Source organism: Herbaspirillum sp. B65 (genome assembly GCF_000333555.1).
GTDB lineage: Bacteria > Pseudomonadota > Gammaproteobacteria > Burkholderiales > Burkholderiaceae_D > Herbaspirillum > Herbaspirillum rubrisubalbicans.
Genome location: NZ_BADI01000282.1, coordinates 15617 through 30866, shown reverse-complemented (window position 1 = coordinate 30866; position 15250 = coordinate 15617). Strand labels below are relative to the sequence as shown.

General features: G+C 64.5%; 14 protein-coding genes and 1 pseudogene. 11 read left to right on the top strand and 4 right to left on the bottom strand.

Annotation, left to right across the window (positions count from 1 at the left end; all coding sequences use genetic code 11):
• The first annotated feature begins 222 nt into the window (after positions 1-222).
• Positions 223-504, top strand: a complete 282-nt coding sequence (locus tag I5W_RS07520; RefSeq protein WP_017450015.1) for a hypothetical protein — start codon at positions 223-225, stop codon at positions 502-504.
• An 18-nt stretch (positions 505-522) separates the two neighbouring features.
• Here I5W_RS07520 and I5W_RS07515 read toward each other — a convergent pair whose 3' ends face one another.
• Entirely contained in the window at positions 523-1992 is a 1470-nt protein-coding gene (locus I5W_RS07515) for a sigma 54-interacting transcriptional regulator (protein WP_374702125.1), read from the bottom strand.
• A gap of 71 nt (positions 1993-2063) precedes the next feature.
• Positions 2064-2312, bottom strand: a pseudogene (locus tag I5W_RS34175) (XylR N-terminal domain-containing protein); the annotation flags it as partial.
• 337 nt (positions 2313-2649) lie between these two features.
• Between I5W_RS34175 and I5W_RS07510 the strand changes: the two are divergent.
• From I5W_RS07510 to I5W_RS07490, 5 genes are all read left to right on the top strand, one after another.
• Entirely contained in the window at positions 2650-4113 is a 1464-nt protein-coding gene (locus I5W_RS07510; protein WP_044528764.1) for a benzaldehyde dehydrogenase, read from the top strand.
• Positions 4114-4218: 105 nt separating this feature from the next.
• A complete protein-coding gene (locus tag I5W_RS07505) occupies positions 4219-4986 on the top strand; it encodes a coniferyl-alcohol dehydrogenase (protein ID WP_044528763.1) in 768 nt (255 codons plus the stop codon).
• 58 nt (positions 4987-5044) lie between these two features.
• Positions 5045-6013, top strand: a complete 969-nt coding sequence (locus I5W_RS07500; RefSeq protein WP_044528762.1) for a SphA family protein — start codon at positions 5045-5047, stop codon at positions 6011-6013.
• Between the two features lie 350 nt (positions 6014-6363).
• The gene (locus tag I5W_RS07495) at positions 6364-6624 is read left to right on the top strand and encodes a DUF4148 domain-containing protein (protein ID WP_044528761.1); all 261 of its coding nucleotides are present in this window, start codon (positions 6364-6366) and stop codon (positions 6622-6624) included.
• 47 nt (positions 6625-6671) lie between these two features.
• Positions 6672-6896 (top strand): hypothetical protein, encoded by a 225-nt coding sequence (locus tag I5W_RS07490; protein WP_017450009.1) that lies wholly within the window; start codon positions 6672-6674, stop codon positions 6894-6896.
• Between the two features lie 101 nt (positions 6897-6997).
• On the opposite strand, the gene I5W_RS07485 is transcribed toward I5W_RS07490, so the two are convergent.
• Positions 6998-7663: an NUDIX hydrolase gene (locus tag I5W_RS07485; RefSeq protein WP_017450008.1), complete on the bottom strand. Its 666-nt coding sequence runs from the start codon at positions 7661-7663 to the stop codon at positions 6998-7000.
• A gap of 214 nt (positions 7664-7877) precedes the next feature.
• Between I5W_RS07485 and I5W_RS07480 the strand changes: the two genes are divergently transcribed.
• The 5 genes from I5W_RS07480 (at position 7878) to I5W_RS07460 (ending at position 14000) form a co-directional block, all read left to right on the top strand.
• Positions 7878-8741: a cysteine hydrolase gene (locus tag I5W_RS07480; protein ID WP_044528760.1), complete on the top strand. Its 864-nt coding sequence runs from the start codon at positions 7878-7880 to the stop codon at positions 8739-8741.
• 55 nt (positions 8742-8796) lie between these two features.
• The gene (pncB, locus tag I5W_RS07475; protein ID WP_044528759.1) at positions 8797-10002 is read left to right on the top strand and encodes a nicotinate phosphoribosyltransferase; all 1206 of its coding nucleotides are present in this window, start codon (positions 8797-8799) and stop codon (positions 10000-10002) included.
• Positions 10003-10021: 19 nt separating this feature from the next.
• Positions 10022-11719 carry an NAD+ synthase gene (locus I5W_RS07470; protein ID WP_044528758.1) on the top strand — a complete coding sequence of 566 codons (1698 nt, stop codon included), beginning with the start codon at positions 10022-10024 and terminating at the stop codon, positions 11717-11719.
• A 63-nt stretch (positions 11720-11782) separates the two neighbouring features.
• Positions 11783-12838, top strand: a complete 1056-nt coding sequence (locus I5W_RS07465) for a bifunctional nicotinamide-nucleotide adenylyltransferase/Nudix hydroxylase (RefSeq protein ID WP_044528757.1) — start codon at positions 11783-11785, stop codon at positions 12836-12838.
• Positions 12839-13061: 223 nt separating this feature from the next.
• Entirely contained in the window at positions 13062-14000 is a 939-nt protein-coding gene (locus I5W_RS07460) for a LysR family transcriptional regulator (RefSeq protein WP_044528756.1), read from the top strand.
• A 5-nt stretch (positions 14001-14005) separates the two neighbouring features.
• Here the strand turns inward: I5W_RS07460 and I5W_RS07455 are convergent, their stop codons facing one another.
• A complete protein-coding gene (locus I5W_RS07455) occupies positions 14006-14905 on the bottom strand; it encodes a DMT family transporter (protein ID WP_017450002.1) in 900 nt (299 codons plus the stop codon).
• Positions 14906-15250 lie beyond the last annotated feature (345 nt).

The following is a 15250-nucleotide window of genomic DNA, read 5'->3' as shown; positions in this document are numbered from 1 at the left end:
CAAATGAGCTTGGCGATGAGGGGGCAGACATGAAGGGCTCCGCGAACGGCACATGAACGGCAGACCCTGACGGCACGCGCGCGGTTCCTGCCGATGAGCTTGGCGCGGGCGGCATAGGCGCATAGGAGCGTAGCGGGCCGGCCACTCAGTCATTTCCTGATGGGCGGGCCAGGACGGCGGCGCTACCATCGCCGTATTCAATGCAAAGGCGAGGAGGGGGACGTGGACTGGTTCGACATCCTCATGCCCTATGCCATCTATGCCGCCCTGGCACTGTGCATGGGGGGCTTGCTGGCTTCCATCGTGCTGTTCATCGCCCTGGAACGTCGCTGGCAGGTGCGCGATATGGAAGCATTGGAAGCGCTCGCGGTGCACTGGGTCGCGCCACCGCGCTGCGATGACCTGCCCATCCATCCCTGGGAAGAACTGCGCAATCGCATCGGCGAGATGCAGATCGTGGCCGATGAGATCGACCGTCCCGCTCCTTACAAGAACATCGCCTGAGCTGCGCCGGCAAGCCTTTCAGCGCGGTCCTTTCTGCTGCCGATACGCCAGTTGCGCCCGGCTGATGCCCAGCAGGCGTGCGGCAGCCGACAGGTTGCCCTCGGCGCGGGCAATGGCTTCGGCGATCAAGGTGCTTTCCATTTCCGGTAACGACAATGCTGCGTCTTGCTGCGTGCTCCGCCATTGCGTGAGCAGGTCCAGCAGACTCTGCTGGCCACCGGCGTCGGGCTTGTCTTCCTGCCGTCCGGCCAGCGTGCCGGTCTCGCCCTGCAAGGCCAGCGACAGCACCTCATCGTTGAGCGTCTCGCCGCTGATGAACATGTGCGGCAGATCCAGCGGATGGCCCTGGGCCAGGATCACGCCGCGTTCCACCAGGTTCTGCAATTCGCGGATATTGCCGGGGAAGCTGTAGTTGAGCAGGGCCTGGATGGCGCGCTGGGTAAAGCCGCGCACCGCCACGCCGTGGCGCTGGCCATAGAACTTGAGGAAGTGGTTCATCAACAGCGGAATGTCGTCGCGCCGTTCGCGCAGCGGCGGCAGATGGATGGGGAACACGTTGAGCCGGAAGAACAAGTCCTGCCGGAAGCGCCCCTGACGCACCGCCTGCGCCAGGTCTTCGTTGGTGGCTGCGACCACCCGCACGTTGACCTTCACCGGCCGGGTCGAGCCGACCCGCTCGAATTCCCCCTCCTGCAGCACGCGCAGCAGCTTGCCCTGCGCCACCAGACTCAGCGTGCCCACCTCATCGAGAAAGAGCGTGCCGCCATCGGCCAGTTCGAACCGCCCGGCGCGCGATTGGGTGGCCCCGGTATAGGCCCCGCGCTCTACTCCGAACAGTTCGGTCTCGATCAGCGTCTCGGGAATGGCAGCGCAATTGATGGCGATGAACGCCTGCCGCTCGCGCTTGCCGATCTGGTGCAACATGCGCGCAAAGCGTTCCTTGCCGACCCCTGATTCCCCCGTGAAGAGGACCGTGGCGTCCGTCGCGGCGACCCGGTTCAGCAGATGGCAGGCGGCGTTGAAGGCCGAGGAAGTGCCCACCAGTGCGCGTGTCAGTTCGGCCTCTCCAGCCTCTGCCTGTTCGGCCTGGGTGGCGCTGTCGACCGGGCTCTCGCCGTCGCTGGCCAGCATTCCCGAGCCGACGAAATCCTGGGCGTTCAGGTAGCGCAGGTCATCCTCGGCATCGCTCCACAGTTCGGCCGACTTGCCGATGACGCGGCAATGCGGCGTGCCCATGGCGCGGCACTCCACTTCGCGAAAGATCACCAGATGCCCCAGCAGGGTACTGACGTAGCCGATCGCATAACCGACCTGCTGCCAGCACGAGGGCGCGGTGGCCATGCCATAGGCGGCCAGGTGTTCATCGGCCTCGCTGGAGTTGTGCCACAGGAATTCCCCTTCATAGCGACCGCTGCCGGGGTCATAGCTGAAGCTGACCGGCACCACCTTTGACACCCCTTCCAGCGTATGCAGGCGGGTGCCGGCCATGAGGATGGTGGAGGGATCGGCTCGGGCCAGCGCTCCCGCACCAGTTGCGCATCGCGCGCCCCGGAGATGTAGCCGGCCCGGGTGAGCAGGCCGCGTGCCTTGTCGATGCCGAGGTTGTCGATCAGCTCGCGCCGCAGCGTGCCCATGCTGCGGCTGTGGATCAGCAACATGCGCTGGTCGTTGAGCCAGATGCGGCCATCGCCGGGCGAGAAGAACAGGCATTCGCTCAGGTCGGCCAGGGTGGGATGGGCATCCACGCTCCAGCGGTCGGTACCGGCCGAACTGAGCTGGGTCAGCGGCGCGCCCTGGCTGCGCGCCATCTCGGCAAGGGAAATACGCGGCGACGGTGGCATGGGCGGGCTCCTGGCGGCGGATTGGGGATTCATCAAATGATGAAATTCAGTGGACTGATGGTTGGCGAATTTGCGCAAATCCGCAAGCTGCACTGCGTCATGAAACCCCGGTACGGTGCAGCAAAAAGGCCATATGAAGATTCCTTCAGCACCTCCCACGCGCCTTGTCGCGCGTGCTGCAAAGCCGCATGGAATCTGGCTCTGCGCGATGGCACAGGCTTTGCACTATGGCCGCTTGAGCCGGCACCGCCGATCATGAAGAGGGCTTCCTGATCGCACCGGTAATAACACCAGGAGACCAACCATGCCATCCACCCCCTTTCTCGATTCCGCCTGCTGGCAGCGCCATCTGTTCCGTGGCCGCTGGGAACCCGCCGCGCAGGGCGCCACCGTCATCGAACCCGCCACCGGCCAGCCGCTGACCGAGGTCGGCCTGGCCAGCCCGCAGGACGTGGACATCTCGGTTCAAGCCGCAGTGGCCGCCCAGGCCGAGTGGCAGGCCGTGCCGCCGCGTGAACGCGCCGACATCTTCCGCCGCGCCGGCGCGCTGTTCCAGCAGCACTTCGACGAACTGGCGCGCATGGTGGCGCGCGAAACCGGTGGCGTGCTCTTCAAGGGCGAGCACGAGGTGCGCGAAGCCATCACCCTGTGCCACCTGGCCGCCGTCATGCCCTTGCAGGCCCAAGGCCAGGTGCTGCCCAGCGTGCCGGGCCGCCTGAGCCTGGCGCGCCGTGCTCCGCTGGGCGTGATCGGCGTGATCTCGCCCTTCAACTTCCCCCTGATCCTGACCCTGCGCACCGTGGCGCCGGCGCTGGCGGCCGGCAATGCGGTGGTGGTCAAGCCGGACGTGCGCACCCCGGTCTCGGGCGGCTTCATGCTGGCGCGCGTGTTCCAAGAAGCGGGTTTGCCCGCCGGCCTGTTGCATGTCCTGCCGGGCGGCGCCGAAGCCGGCGAGGCGCTGGTGAGCGCGCCCCAGGTGCCGATGATCGCCTTCACCGGCTCGCCCGCCGTGGGACGTCGCATCGGCGAGCTGGCCGGACGTCATCTGAAGAAGGTCTCGCTGGAACTGGGCGGCGCCAATGCGCTGGTGATCCTGGAGGACGCCGACCTCGACGTGGCCGCCAGCAATGCCGCCTGGGGCGCCTGGCTGCACCAGGGGCAGATCTGCATGGCGGCCAACCGCATCCTGGTCCATCGCTCGCAGGCGCCGGGCTTGCTGGAGCGCCTGGTGGAAAAGGCGCGTCACCTGCCGGTGGGCGATGGCGCCAGCGGCCAGGTGGCGCTGGGCCCCTTGATCGACCAGCGCCAGTTGCAGCGCGTCCATGGCCTGGTGCAGGACAGCGTAGCGGCCGGCGCCCGCTTGCTGGCTGGCGGCACATATGAAGGTTTGTTCTACCAGCCCACCGTGTTGGCGGATGTGAAGCCGGGGATGCGCGTTTTTGATGAAGAAATCTTCGGGCCTGTGGCCAGCGTGATCTGTTATGACAGCCAGGAGCAAGCCATTGCCCTGGCCAACCAGAACCAGGGTGGATTGGCTGCCGGCGTCATCTCGCGCTCGGTAGGACGGGCCATGGCGGTGGCCGCGCAACTGCGCCAGGGCATGGTCCACGTCAACGACCAGACCGTCAACGACGAATGCATCAATCCCTTCGGCGGCCCCGGCATCGCCGGCAACGGCACCAGCGTGGGCGGCCCGGCCGACTGGGAAGAGTACACCCAGTGGAAGTGGATCACGGTCAAGCAGGAGGCCAGCGCCTATCCATTCTGAATTGTCCCGTTGTCGTCGTTAATAAAGCTATAAATCATTTATATCATTTAAAAAATTGGGACCGTCAGGCCGATCCGGCTTGTTCGATCCCTCAAGGAGACCAGCATGAAACTGCAAGACAAGACCATCGTCGTCACCGGCGTGTCTTCCGGCATCGGTGCCGAGACCGCGCGACTCTTGCGCGTCCAGGGAGCCCGCGTGATCGGGGTTGATCGCAATGCCCCGATGATCAGCATGGAAGGCTTCGTCCAGGCCGACCTGTCGACGGTGGAAGCCATCGATGCCGCCGTGGCGCAATTGCCGGCCCAGGTCGACGGCCTGTGCAATGTCGCCGGCGTGCCCGGTACGGCCCCGGTGGATCTGGTAGGGCGCGTCAATTACCTTGGTCTGCGCCATCTCACCGAGCGCCTCATTGCGCGCATGGCGCCGGGCAGCGCCATCGTCAACGTCGCTTCCATCCTCGGCGCCGAATGGCCCAAGCGGCTGGAGCCGCACAAGGCGCTGGCGCAGACCGCCAGCTTTGCCGCCGGTGCCGACTGGCTGGCGCAGCATCCGGTAGCGCAGGAAAGCTGCTACCAGTATTTCAAGGAAGCCCTGATCGTATGGACCCTGACCCGCGCCCAACCCCTGTTCCTGCAGCAATCGGTGCGCATGAACAGCGTCGCGCCGGGGCCGGTGTTGACGCCCATCCTGGGCGACTTCGTCACCATGCTTGGGCAGGAACGGGTGCAGAAGGATGCCCATCGCATGAAGCGCCCGGCCTATCCCGATGAAATCGCCGCGGCCATCGTCTGGCTGTGCGGCGATGACAGCCGCTGGATCAATGGCGTGAACCTGCGGGTCGATGGCGGGCTGGCCTCGACCTATCTCTGAGCCCGGCCTGGGACTCCACCACCCCACCCAAAACAACGATAAGCAAGGAGACGACAACATGAGAAAGATCAAGCGACACGCACGCCGCATCGGCGCCACTGCCCTGCTGGCAGCGACACTCTGCCCCGGCTTGGCCAGCGCCTTCGACCAGCCGGCCGTCAACATGGGCGGCACCAGCTTCTTCGACGGTGCCCCGCTGCCGGGCGGGCCGGGATTCTATTTCGTCGAATACCTCAGCTATACCAAGGCCACCAAGCTGGTCGACAACAACGGCAACCGCATGGGGTTTCCGAGCACCCAGGACATCAGTGTCTTTGCCCCCACCAGCCAGTTGATCTTCGTCCCCCAGGGCGCCAAGTTCGGCAACAAGCAACTGGGCTTCCAGGTGCTGGTGCCGTGGGTGGCGCGCGCCAAGGTGGATGATGGCGCCAACAATGCCATCCTGCGCGGCAATACCGGCATCGGTGACATCAGTGCCGGGGTATCGGTGCAGTACGATCCCATCATGGGCAAGCAAGGGCCGCTCTATGCGCAGCGTTTCGAAATGCAATTCATCCTCCCCACCGGTGCCTATGACCGCAATGCCACCGTCAACCCGGGCAGCAATTTCTGGTCGTTCGACCCGTACTGGGCCGGCACCTTGTGGGCCAGCCCGAACCTGAGTTTCAGTTGGCGCCTGCACTATCTCTGGAACGCCCGCAACAACTCACCCAGCGCCGCCTTCGGCAACAACGTCACCTCCACCCAAGCCGGCCAGGCGGTCCATGCCAACTTCGCCGCCGAATACGTTCTCAATCCGACCTGGACGGTGGGCGCCTCCGGTTACTGGTTGCAGCAGATCAGTGATACCCAGGTCAATGGCGCCGACGTCAGTGGCCGCCGCGAACGAGTGGTGGGCTTGGGACCGGCGGCGATGATGCGGCTATCCGATCGCGACCTGCTGTTCTTCAACGTCTACCAGGAATTTGCCGTGCGCAACCGGGCTGAGAACAGCAAGATCCAGATCCGTTACGATCATCACTTCTGATATCTGAGTTCTGACTTCAGAGTTCTGAGCTCTTAGTTTTTGGTTCTGCCCGACCGGCTTCATCGCCGGCCTGGCTCTGCCTGTGTTGTGTTAGCAGGCAGAGCCATGGTTTTACTATTGCCCTGATAGTCCCTGACGATTGTTCCAGATCGAGGAACACTCAATTCTCTCCAGCCTGGTTTTTCTCCCTCACGTGCTTGCGTAGACTTCAGTCCATCGATGAACGACATCGCAACGCAAGAAACGATGCGGTTCTAGAGAGTGGCATTGGCCGACCGACATCCCGGCCCAGGTGCATCACTGAACTGGAATCAACCCAACTGAACCCACTGCAACCAAGGAGAAATACCATGTCCGCAAAGACCCTCATCGCCGCCGTCCTGGCCCTGTCCGCTTCTTCCGTCGCCTTTGCCGAAGCGACCTACCCGGTCGAGCAACCCTTCGTGTCCCACGTCAGCCGCGCGCAAGTCAAGGCCGATCTGGCCCGTGCCCAGCAACAAGGCCTGGCCAACCAGCCTGATTCGGTGTTCCCGGTCATCAGCAACGGCACCGCCAAGAGCGCAGTGCAGACCGCTGGCCGCGCCGACGCGTCGACCTACGCTGGCGCCTGATCTGGGTCAGCGACCCGGGCAAGTAAAACCACCAAGAGGAATGCATCATGTTGCAGCAACTGTTCTCGCGTAGCCTGTCCGTCTATCCACGGCTCTACCTGCAATTTGCCGCGCTGGTCGGTTTGCTCATTGCAGCCGAGTTCAGCTTGAGCACGCTGTCCATGATGCTGACCCAGCGCGCCGTCTATCGCGTCTCGCAAGGCGTGCGCCAACGTCGGGCCGCGCTGCGCCAGGCGCGCAGTGGCCACCTCGACGGCAACTGTTGTGCCTGAGCGTCGGCCCGGAAGAACCGGGCCATGAAACGACAACGGCGCGCCATTCTTGCAGATGGCGCGCCGTTGTCGTTGCGCGGGGCCGCTTTGCGCTGTCCGTACTACAGCCCGCGTTCCAGCAACTGCAACTGTTCACGAAAGGCCGATTTCAATCGATACAGTTGCGCCGGTCGATGCGCGCCGCTGCTGTCGAACTGGCCATCGACGGCGTCCAGCATATCCATCTCGCTCATCTTGCGGCGGAAGCTGACCTTGTTGATGGTTTCTCCCAGCAGAATTTCATAGACCCGCTGCAACTGCGGCAAGGTGAACGCTTCACCCAGCAGATGGCAGGGCAGGGAGGAGTACTGGCTCTTGCTGCGCAGGCGCGAGACCGCCGTGTCGATGATGGTGCTGTGATCAAAGGGCAGCGGTGGCAAGCGGTCCACGCTGTAGAGGCGCACCTGGCTGCGTTCGGCCTGGGCGATGGTGGCCGCAGGCACCAGCGCGTAATAGGCAATCGACACCGACCAGCCGCGCGGATCGCGCGCCGCACCGGAAAAGGTCGCCAATTGTTCCAGGTAAGGCGCGGCGATGCCGGTCTTGTCCAGCAGCACGCGGCGCGCCGCATCGCGGGCGTCGGCGTCGGCCTGGGTGTGGATGTAGCCGCCGGGCAGGGCGGTCACGCCCTTGAAGGGCGCATGTTCGCGCTTGAGCAGCGCCACCTCCAGCCCATCGGCTGCCAGCGTGAGCAATGCCACATCGACCGTGCAGATCACCGGATCCATTTTCCTCCTCGACGTTCCCCGTTTGCCAGTCTGGAAGTCTAATGGCACTTAGTGTCATTGTGAATCTATTTATTGTATTTCTTTAAATAATTGCCATCAGGAAGGTATTAGGTCCGCATCAAGAACGTTTTTGTTAGTTGCAAAAGTAAATTAAGTGGTCTACACTGGCTTCACCGTAACCCGCTGGACTCAGCATTCATCAAAGGTGAATACCATGAAGCGCTCCCTGCACCTGCTCGTCATCGATCCGCAAAACGATTTCTGCGATCTGCCAGCGTCCTGGCTGCCGGTCGATCCGGTGGCCGGTGGCGTGCTGCAACCGGCCTTGCCGGTGGCCGGCAGTCATGCCGACATGCTGCGCGTGGCGCGCCTGATCGAGCAAGGCGGCGCCGGCTTGTCGGCCATCAGCATTACCCTCGACGCCCACCACCGGTTCGACATCGCCCATCCCACCTTCTGGCGGGGCGGCGATGGCGCAGCGCTCGCGCCCTTCACCCAGATCGAGGCGGCCCAGGTGCGCGCCGGCCTCTATCTGCCGCGTGACCCACAGGCCCTGCCGCGCACCCTGGCCTACCTCGATGCGCTGGAAGCGGCCGGGCGCTACCGCCTCATGGTGTGGCCGGTGCACTGCGAGATCGGCAGCTGGGGCGCCGCCGTCCATGCCCAGGTGCGGGCCGCCTACAACCGCTGGGAAGCCGATTCGCTGGGTATCGTCACCAAGCTGGGCAAGGGCAGCAATCCCTGGACCGAACACTATTCAGCCGTCATGGCCGAAGTGCCCGACGCCGACGATCCCGATACCCAGCTCAACCGTGGCTTCATCGCCACCCTGGCCCAGGCCGATTGCGTCTACATCACCGGCGAAGCCGGCAGCCACTGCGTGCGGGCCACCACCGAGCATATCGCCGCCAACCTGGATGCCGCCGGGCGCGCCCGGCTGGTGCTGGTGACCGACTGCATGAGCCCGGTGGCCGGGTTCGAAGCGCAATACCGCGACTTCCTGGCCGCCATGTCCGAGGCCGGCTTGAGGCTGGCCAGTTCGGAGCAGGTGTTGCAGGAGCTGCAAGCCAATGTCTGACACCCTCCTGATTCCGATTCGATCCTGAACCGACCCACAACAAGGAGTGCCCATCATGGCGCCCGTCGTCCGCAGTCTGCTCGAAACCGATCTCTACAAGTTCACCATGTGGCAGGCGCTGCTGCATAGCCACCCCGGCGCCCAGGCCGAGTACACCTTTGTCTGTCGCAATGAACCGCAGTTCCCGCTGGCCGAATTGCAGCAGGAGGTGGAGCGCGAACTGGATCATCTCTGCCGCCTGCGCTTCCAGCCCGAGGAACTGGCCTATCTGGCCGGGCTGCGCTACATGAAGAGTGACTTCATCGACTTCCTGGCGCTGTTCCGTTTCCAGCGCAAGTTCATCCAGGTCCAGACCCGTGGCGAGCAATTGTGCATCGTCGCCCGTGGGCCGCAGGTGCATGTGATGGGCTTCGAGATCTTCGTGCTCTACATCGTCAACGAACTCTACTTCCGGCGCCTGGGCACACCAGCCACGCTGGTGGAGGCCCGGCGTCGCCTGCAGGACAAGCTCGCCTTGCTGCACGAACTGGCCAGCCAGCCTGCGGGCCGGCACCCTTTCGAGTTCTTCGACTTCGGCGTGCGTCGGCGCTATTCCGGCGCCTGGCAGGAAGAAGTGGTCTCGACTCTGGCGCGCGAGGTGCCGCAGTATTTCAAGGGCAGTTCCAATGTCTGGCTGGCCATGCAGTACGATCTGGTTCCCATCGGCACCATGGCCCACGAATACCTGCAGTCCTATCAGGCCTTCGGCGTGCGCCTGCGCGACTTCCAGAAGGCTGCGCTGGAACATTGGGTGCAGGAATACCGCGGCGACCTGGGCGTGGCGCTGACCGACGTGGTCGGCATGGATGCCTTCCTGGCCGACTTCGACCTGTACTTCGCCAAGCTCTTCGACGGCCTGCGGCATGACTCGGGCGACCCCTTCGAATGGGGCGAGAAGGCCCTGGCCCACTACCGCAAGCTGCGCCTGGACGCCCATACCAAGCGCCTGGTGTTTTCCGATGGACTGGATCTGCCGCAGGCCATTGCGCTGTATCGCCACTTTTCCGACCGCGCCATGACCGGCTTTGGCATCGGCACCAACCTGAGCAACGACACCGGCATTCCGCCGCTGAACATCGTCATGAAGCTGTCTTCCTGCAATGGCCAGGCGGTGGCCAAGCTGTCCGATTCGCCGGGCAAGACGCTGTGCAAGGATGAAACCTTCCTGGCCTACCTGCGCCAATTGTTCGGCATCGCCGCCCCGGCGCCCGGCGCTATCTGAACGCAAGAAAGGATCCCTCATGCTTCGCATCGCCATCGCCCAATGCAATCCCACCATCGGTGATTTCGACGGCAACCTCGCGCTGCACCTGGCGGCCCTGCAGCGCGCCGCGCGCGCCGGCGCCGACCTGCTGGTCTTTCCCGAACTGTCGATCTGCGGTTATTACCCGGGCGACCTGCTGGAAGAACCGCGCTTCCTGGGCCAGGCCGAGCAGGCCTTGCAGCGCCTCATCGCCGCCACCCGCGACTATCCCGGCTTGACCGCCGTCATCGGCGCGCCGCGCCGCAATGCCGGTCCCGGCAAGCCGCTCTTCAATGCCCTGCTGGCCCTGCGCGAAGGCCAGATCGTGGCCGAATACCACAAGCAGTTGCTGCCGGTCTATGGCGTCTTCGACGATGGCCGGCACTTCGAGGCCGGTCCTGAAGTGGCTTGCGTGCTGCCGTTGAAGGGGCAGCGCGTGGGCTTCCTGATCTGCGAGGATGGCTGGAACGATGAGCTGCGCAGCTATCGTATCAATCCCTTCCAGCGCCTGGCCGAGGCCGATGCGCAATTGGTGGTGTCCATCAATGCCAGCCCTTCCGACATCGGCAAGCGCAGCCAGCGCCATGCCCTGTTCCAGGCGGCCTGTCTGCGCCGTCAGATGGCGCTGCTCTACGTCAACCAGGTGGGGGGCCAGGATCAACTGGTCTATGACGGCGGCTCCTTCGCCATGTCGCCCACGCAGGGACTGGCCTTCGAGGCGGCGCGCCTGGCCGAGGATTTCCAGGTGCTGGCCTTCGAGGAGGGACGATTCCTGCGCAGTGACGGCAGCAGCGATGCACTGCCGCTACAGCAGGCTCTGGCCACGCCCGAATTCCAGCGCCGTCAGATCATCCTCGGCCTGCGCGACTATGCCCGCCGCTGCGGCTTCGGCAAGGTGGTGGTCGGCAGTTCCGGCGGCATCGATTCGGCACTCACCATCGCCCTGGCCGCCGAGGCGCTGGGTGCGCACAATGTGGTGGCGGTGACCATGCCGTCGATCTTTTCCAGTACCGGTTCGGTGGGCGATTCGCAGGAGCTGTGCCGCGCCCTGGGCGTGACCCTGTTCCGCCACCCCATCGCCGAGCTGGTGCGCGAATTCGAAGAAGGTTTCGCCCGCGCCTTCGGCGCCCCCTTGCGCGGCCTGCCGCTGGAAAACCTGCAGGCGCGGGTGCGTGGCGCCATCCTGATGGAATACTCCAACGGTTATGGAGCACTGCTGCTGACCACTGGCAACAAGAGCGAAATCTCGGTGGGCTATTGCACCCTGTATGGCGACACCAACGGCGGCCTGGGCCTGATCGGCGATCTCTACAAGACCGAGGTCTATGCCCTGGCGCGGCACCTCAATGCCAGCGCCGATCGCGAGATCATCCCGCGCGCCATCATCGACAAGCCGCCATCGGCCGAACTGGCACCCGACCAGCGCGATACCGACAGCCTGCCGCCTTACGAGGTGCTGGACGACATCCTCAAGTGGCACCTCGAAGGCACGCGCCTACCCGCCGACGAGGCCCAGGCTGCGGCGCGGGCGGTGGAGCAATTGCAGGCCAGCCCAGAGGGCGCGGCGCTGGTCGAACGCATCTGCCGCATGGTGGCGCGCAACGAATACAAGCGCCGCCAGTCGCCCCCGGTGATCCGCGTGCGCGCCCGCGCCTTTGGCAGTGGACGGCAAATTCCCATCGCGGTCAGTTATTGAAGCGCCGGCAGCGACAGCCTCAGGCGCAATTCGCGTTCAACAGCACCAGAAGAAGGAATTTCCATGTCAGCATCCGCTCCCCTTTCCCAGGCCGACGCCGCCGTCGTGATCGGTCGCTTCCAGCCCTTCCACCACGGCCATCTGCACTTGCTGCGTCATGCGCTGGAACGCGCGGCCAGCGTCATCGTCGTGCTCGGTTCGGCGTTCCACGCCCGCAATACCAAGAACCCTTTCACCTGGCAGGAGCGCGCCGCCATGATTGCCGGTGCGCTCGCGCCGGCCCAGCGCGAACGCGTGCGCTTCGTCGCTACCCGTGACTACTACGACGACCGTCGCTGGTCGGCCGAGGTGCAGCGGCTGGTCAGCGCCGAGCTTGGCCCCCAGGCCAGGGTGTTGCTGGTGGGGCATTTCAAGGATGCCTCCAGCTACTACTTGCGCCACTTCCCGCAATGGCAGCTGGAATCGCTGGAACGTGCCGGCGAAGTGGACGCCACCGACATCCGCCGCGTCTGGTTCGAAGCCGAGGATCTGGAGGTCAGCCTGGACGTGCTGGCGCCCATGCTGCCGGCCAGCGTGCGCCACTACCTGCACGCCTGGTCGCTGCTGCCGCACTATGCCGCGCTGGTGGAAGAACATCGCCAGTTGCGCAAATACCAGACCGCCTGGGCCGCCGCGCCCTATCCCCCGGTCTTCACCACGGTGGACGCCGTCATCCGTGCCGCGGGCCACGTCCTGCTGGTACAGCGCAAGGGCTTTCCGGGACGCGGCCTGTGGGCCATTCCCGGCGGCTTCCTGGACCAGCGCGAGCGGCTCATGCAGGCCGCGCTGCGCGAACTGGCCGAAGAAACCAACCTGGCCGTGCTGGAGGTGACGCTGGAAGACGCGCTGGTGGACGTCAAGATCTTCGATCACCCCGACCGCAGCGCGCGCGGCCGCACCATCACCCACGCGTATTACTTCGACCTGCGGCTGGAACACCTGCCCGATGTCGAGGCTGCCGACGATGCCGCCCAGGCGGTCTGGATGCCCATCGAACGGCTGGCGGCCATGGAAGAGCAGTTCTTCGACGATCACTTCCATATCCTCGACAGCTTCCTCAACCTGACAGCACCGCATTGATCCCCCTGGCACCGCTGTGATGAAGCGCTGCACCGCTGGTCCGCTTAACTCCTGCTCAACCTATCGAGGGGCGCTCTATGCCAAAATGGCATGAAACGCCTGCCCTTATGCCGTATCGGTATAGTGGTTGGCGTTCCAAAGGATGGGCGCGGCCAAGAACCAGGTGGCCGACGCCGTAGAGAAGCCGCCTGACCAGCGCGGCAGGCCAACGGGGTAGGCAAGCATGGAAATCAAATGGGTGGAGGACTTCCTCTCGGTAGTCGAAACGCTGAACTTCAGCCGCTCGGCCAAGTTGCGCAATGTCACGCAACCGGCCTTTGGACGCCGCATCCGTTCGCTGGAAACCTGGCTGGGCGCGGAACTGTTCGACCGCTCCTCCTACCCCTGCACGCTCACGCCGGCCGGCGAATCCTTCGTGCCGATTGCCAAGGAAATGCTGAACCAGTCCATGCAGGCCCGACTGGTGCTGCGCGGCCAGTTGGCCGGGGCACAATCGTCGCTGCGCTTTGCCATGCCGCACACGCTGTTGCTGACGGTCTTCCCCAAGCTGCTCTCGGAAATCGAAAAGAAGATCGGCACCATCACCACCACGGTGATGGCCGGCAACGTCCACGACGCCGTCATGGCCCTGGTGGAGCGCAACTGCGATCTGCTGCTGTGCTATGACCATCGCCAGCAGGGCATCGCGCTCGATACCGAACGTTATGCGGTCCTTTCGCTGGGCAAGGAGCCGCTGCGCCCCTACGTCAAGGTCTTACCCAGCGGCTTGCCCAAGTACGTGCTGCCGGGCACGCCCAATGAGCCGCAACCCTTGCTCGCTTATTCGCCGTATTCCTCGCTCTCGCGCATCGTCGAAAAGGCCTTGCATTCCAGCCAGCGTCGCGTGCACCTGTTCCGTCGTTTCGAAACCGACCTGGCCGAGGGCTTGAAGAGCATGGCCGTGGAAGGGCATGGCATCGCCTGGCTGCCGGCCAGCGCGGTGGCGCGCGAGATCGCCGAAGGCAAGCTCACGCTGGCCATCGCCCCCACTGACAGCGAGGCGCTGGCGCAGGGCTTGTGGTGCGATGAAATGGATATCCGCATCTACCGCCGCCTGGATGGCGCCAACCCCGATATCGACCGCGTCTGGAACTACCTCAAGGCCGAGCACGGCACTTCTTGATGCGCTCAGGCGAGCGCCTTCTTGTCCTTGAGCGCTACTGCCGGCTTGGCCCGCAAGGCGATGGCGGTCGCTACCAGCACGATGGCAATGCCGGCCACGGTACCCAGGGTCACCGCTTCATCCAGCAGCAGCCAGGCCCACAGCGAGGCCGTCATGGGTACCAGAAAAGTCACCGTGATGGCCTTGGTTGCCCCTTCGGCGGCAATCAGTTGGAAGAATAGTGCATATGCCAGCCCGGTACAGACTACCCCCAGCACCAGTACGGACAGCAGCGCCGGCAGCGTCCCGGCTTGCAGCGCGTGCGGCACCGCGGGCGCTGCCAGCGGCAGCAGGCACAGGGCGGCGGCGAACTGGCTGCCGGTGGCCATGGCGATGGGCGGGATGCCACCGGCACGCATCCGCGTGAAGGTGGCCGCAAAGCCATAGCTGACCGCGGCACCCATGGCGGCCAATACCCCGGCGATGACCAGCGCGTCGGCCGGCGCCGGGCCGATGCCCACCAGCACCGCCACGCCCACCAGGCCCAGCACGAAGGCCGCGGTCCGTAGCAGGCTGAGCCGTTCGCCCATCAGCAGGAAGCCGAACATGGCCGTGAAGATCGGCGCCAGCGAATTCATGGTGGCCATGTAGGCCGAGGGAATGTGCAGTGCCGACCAGGCAAAGAGGGCAAAGGGCAAGGCCGTATTGAACACCCCGATGACCAGGTAGGGCAGCCAGTTGCGGCGCCAGTGCAGTGGCACCCCGCGCACGCGGGCATAGGCCAGCAGCGCGAGCGTGGCCAGCGCGGCGCGGCCGAAGGTGGTCAGCATGGGGCCGAAGATGGGTGCAGCGATACGCATGAGCATGAAGCTGGTGCCCCAGATGGCGGCCAGCAACAGCAACTTGGCGATATTGGATGAGGACATGAGGCTGGGGCTGCCGCACGGGCGGCCGCGGGGATGGCCAATCGGATCATGATTGTACGGCCAGTTCCAGGCCACCGTCCCGGTACAGTTACAGACTTTGTACCGTGCCACTTGCGTCGCCACTACAGTCAGTTGGGATGGCTGATCGGAACTGTACATGGAGCGGGCATGGTCGCAAAGCGAATGGGCGCGGTACACTGCGGCCTTGCATCCCTTTTACCTCTGCAGGCTTGCCATGGTGTCCCGAAAGAAAAAACTGCTATTCCTTGCTGCCTTCCTGGGCTGTTTGTTGCTGGCCAGTGTGCCGTTGTTGTCCTTGCTGTTCTATTGAACGACCAAAAAAAG

What these genes read in the sequence shown, in the direction of transcription:
- I5W_RS07470 (WP_044528758.1), top strand. Translation starts at nt 10,022, where the DNA reads ATGCTTCGCATCGCCATCGCCCAATGCAATCCCACCATCGGTGATTTC.
- I5W_RS07500 (WP_044528762.1), top strand. Translation starts at nt 5,045, where the DNA reads ATGAGAAAGATCAAGCGACACGCACGCCGCATCGGCGCCACTGCCCTG.
- I5W_RS07495 (WP_044528761.1), top strand. Translation starts at nt 6,364, where the DNA reads ATGTCCGCAAAGACCCTCATCGCCGCCGTCCTGGCCCTGTCCGCTTCT.
- I5W_RS07480 (WP_044528760.1), top strand. Translation starts at nt 7,878, where the DNA reads ATGAAGCGCTCCCTGCACCTGCTCGTCATCGATCCGCAAAACGATTTC.
- I5W_RS07460 (WP_044528756.1), top strand. Translation starts at nt 13,062, where the DNA reads ATGGAAATCAAATGGGTGGAGGACTTCCTCTCGGTAGTCGAAACGCTG.
- pncB (WP_044528759.1), top strand. Translation starts at nt 8,797, where the DNA reads ATGGCGCCCGTCGTCCGCAGTCTGCTCGAAACCGATCTCTACAAGTTC.
- I5W_RS07505 (WP_044528763.1), top strand. Translation starts at nt 4,219, where the DNA reads ATGAAACTGCAAGACAAGACCATCGTCGTCACCGGCGTGTCTTCCGGC.
- I5W_RS07510 (WP_044528764.1), top strand. Translation starts at nt 2,650, where the DNA reads ATGCCATCCACCCCCTTTCTCGATTCCGCCTGCTGGCAGCGCCATCTG.
- I5W_RS07465 (WP_044528757.1), top strand. Translation starts at nt 11,783, where the DNA reads ATGTCAGCATCCGCTCCCCTTTCCCAGGCCGACGCCGCCGTCGTGATC.
- I5W_RS07485 (WP_017450008.1), bottom strand. Translation starts at nt 7,663, where the DNA reads ATGGATCCGGTGATCTGCACGGTCGATGTGGCATTGCTCACGCTGGCA.
- I5W_RS07515 (WP_374702125.1), bottom strand. Translation starts at nt 1,992, where the DNA reads ATGGCCGGCACCCGCCTGCATACGCTGGAAGGGGTGTCAAAGGTGGTG.
- I5W_RS07490 (WP_017450009.1), top strand. Translation starts at nt 6,672, where the DNA reads ATGTTGCAGCAACTGTTCTCGCGTAGCCTGTCCGTCTATCCACGGCTC.
- I5W_RS07455 (WP_017450002.1), bottom strand. Translation starts at nt 14,905, where the DNA reads ATGTCCTCATCCAATATCGCCAAGTTGCTGTTGCTGGCCGCCATCTGG.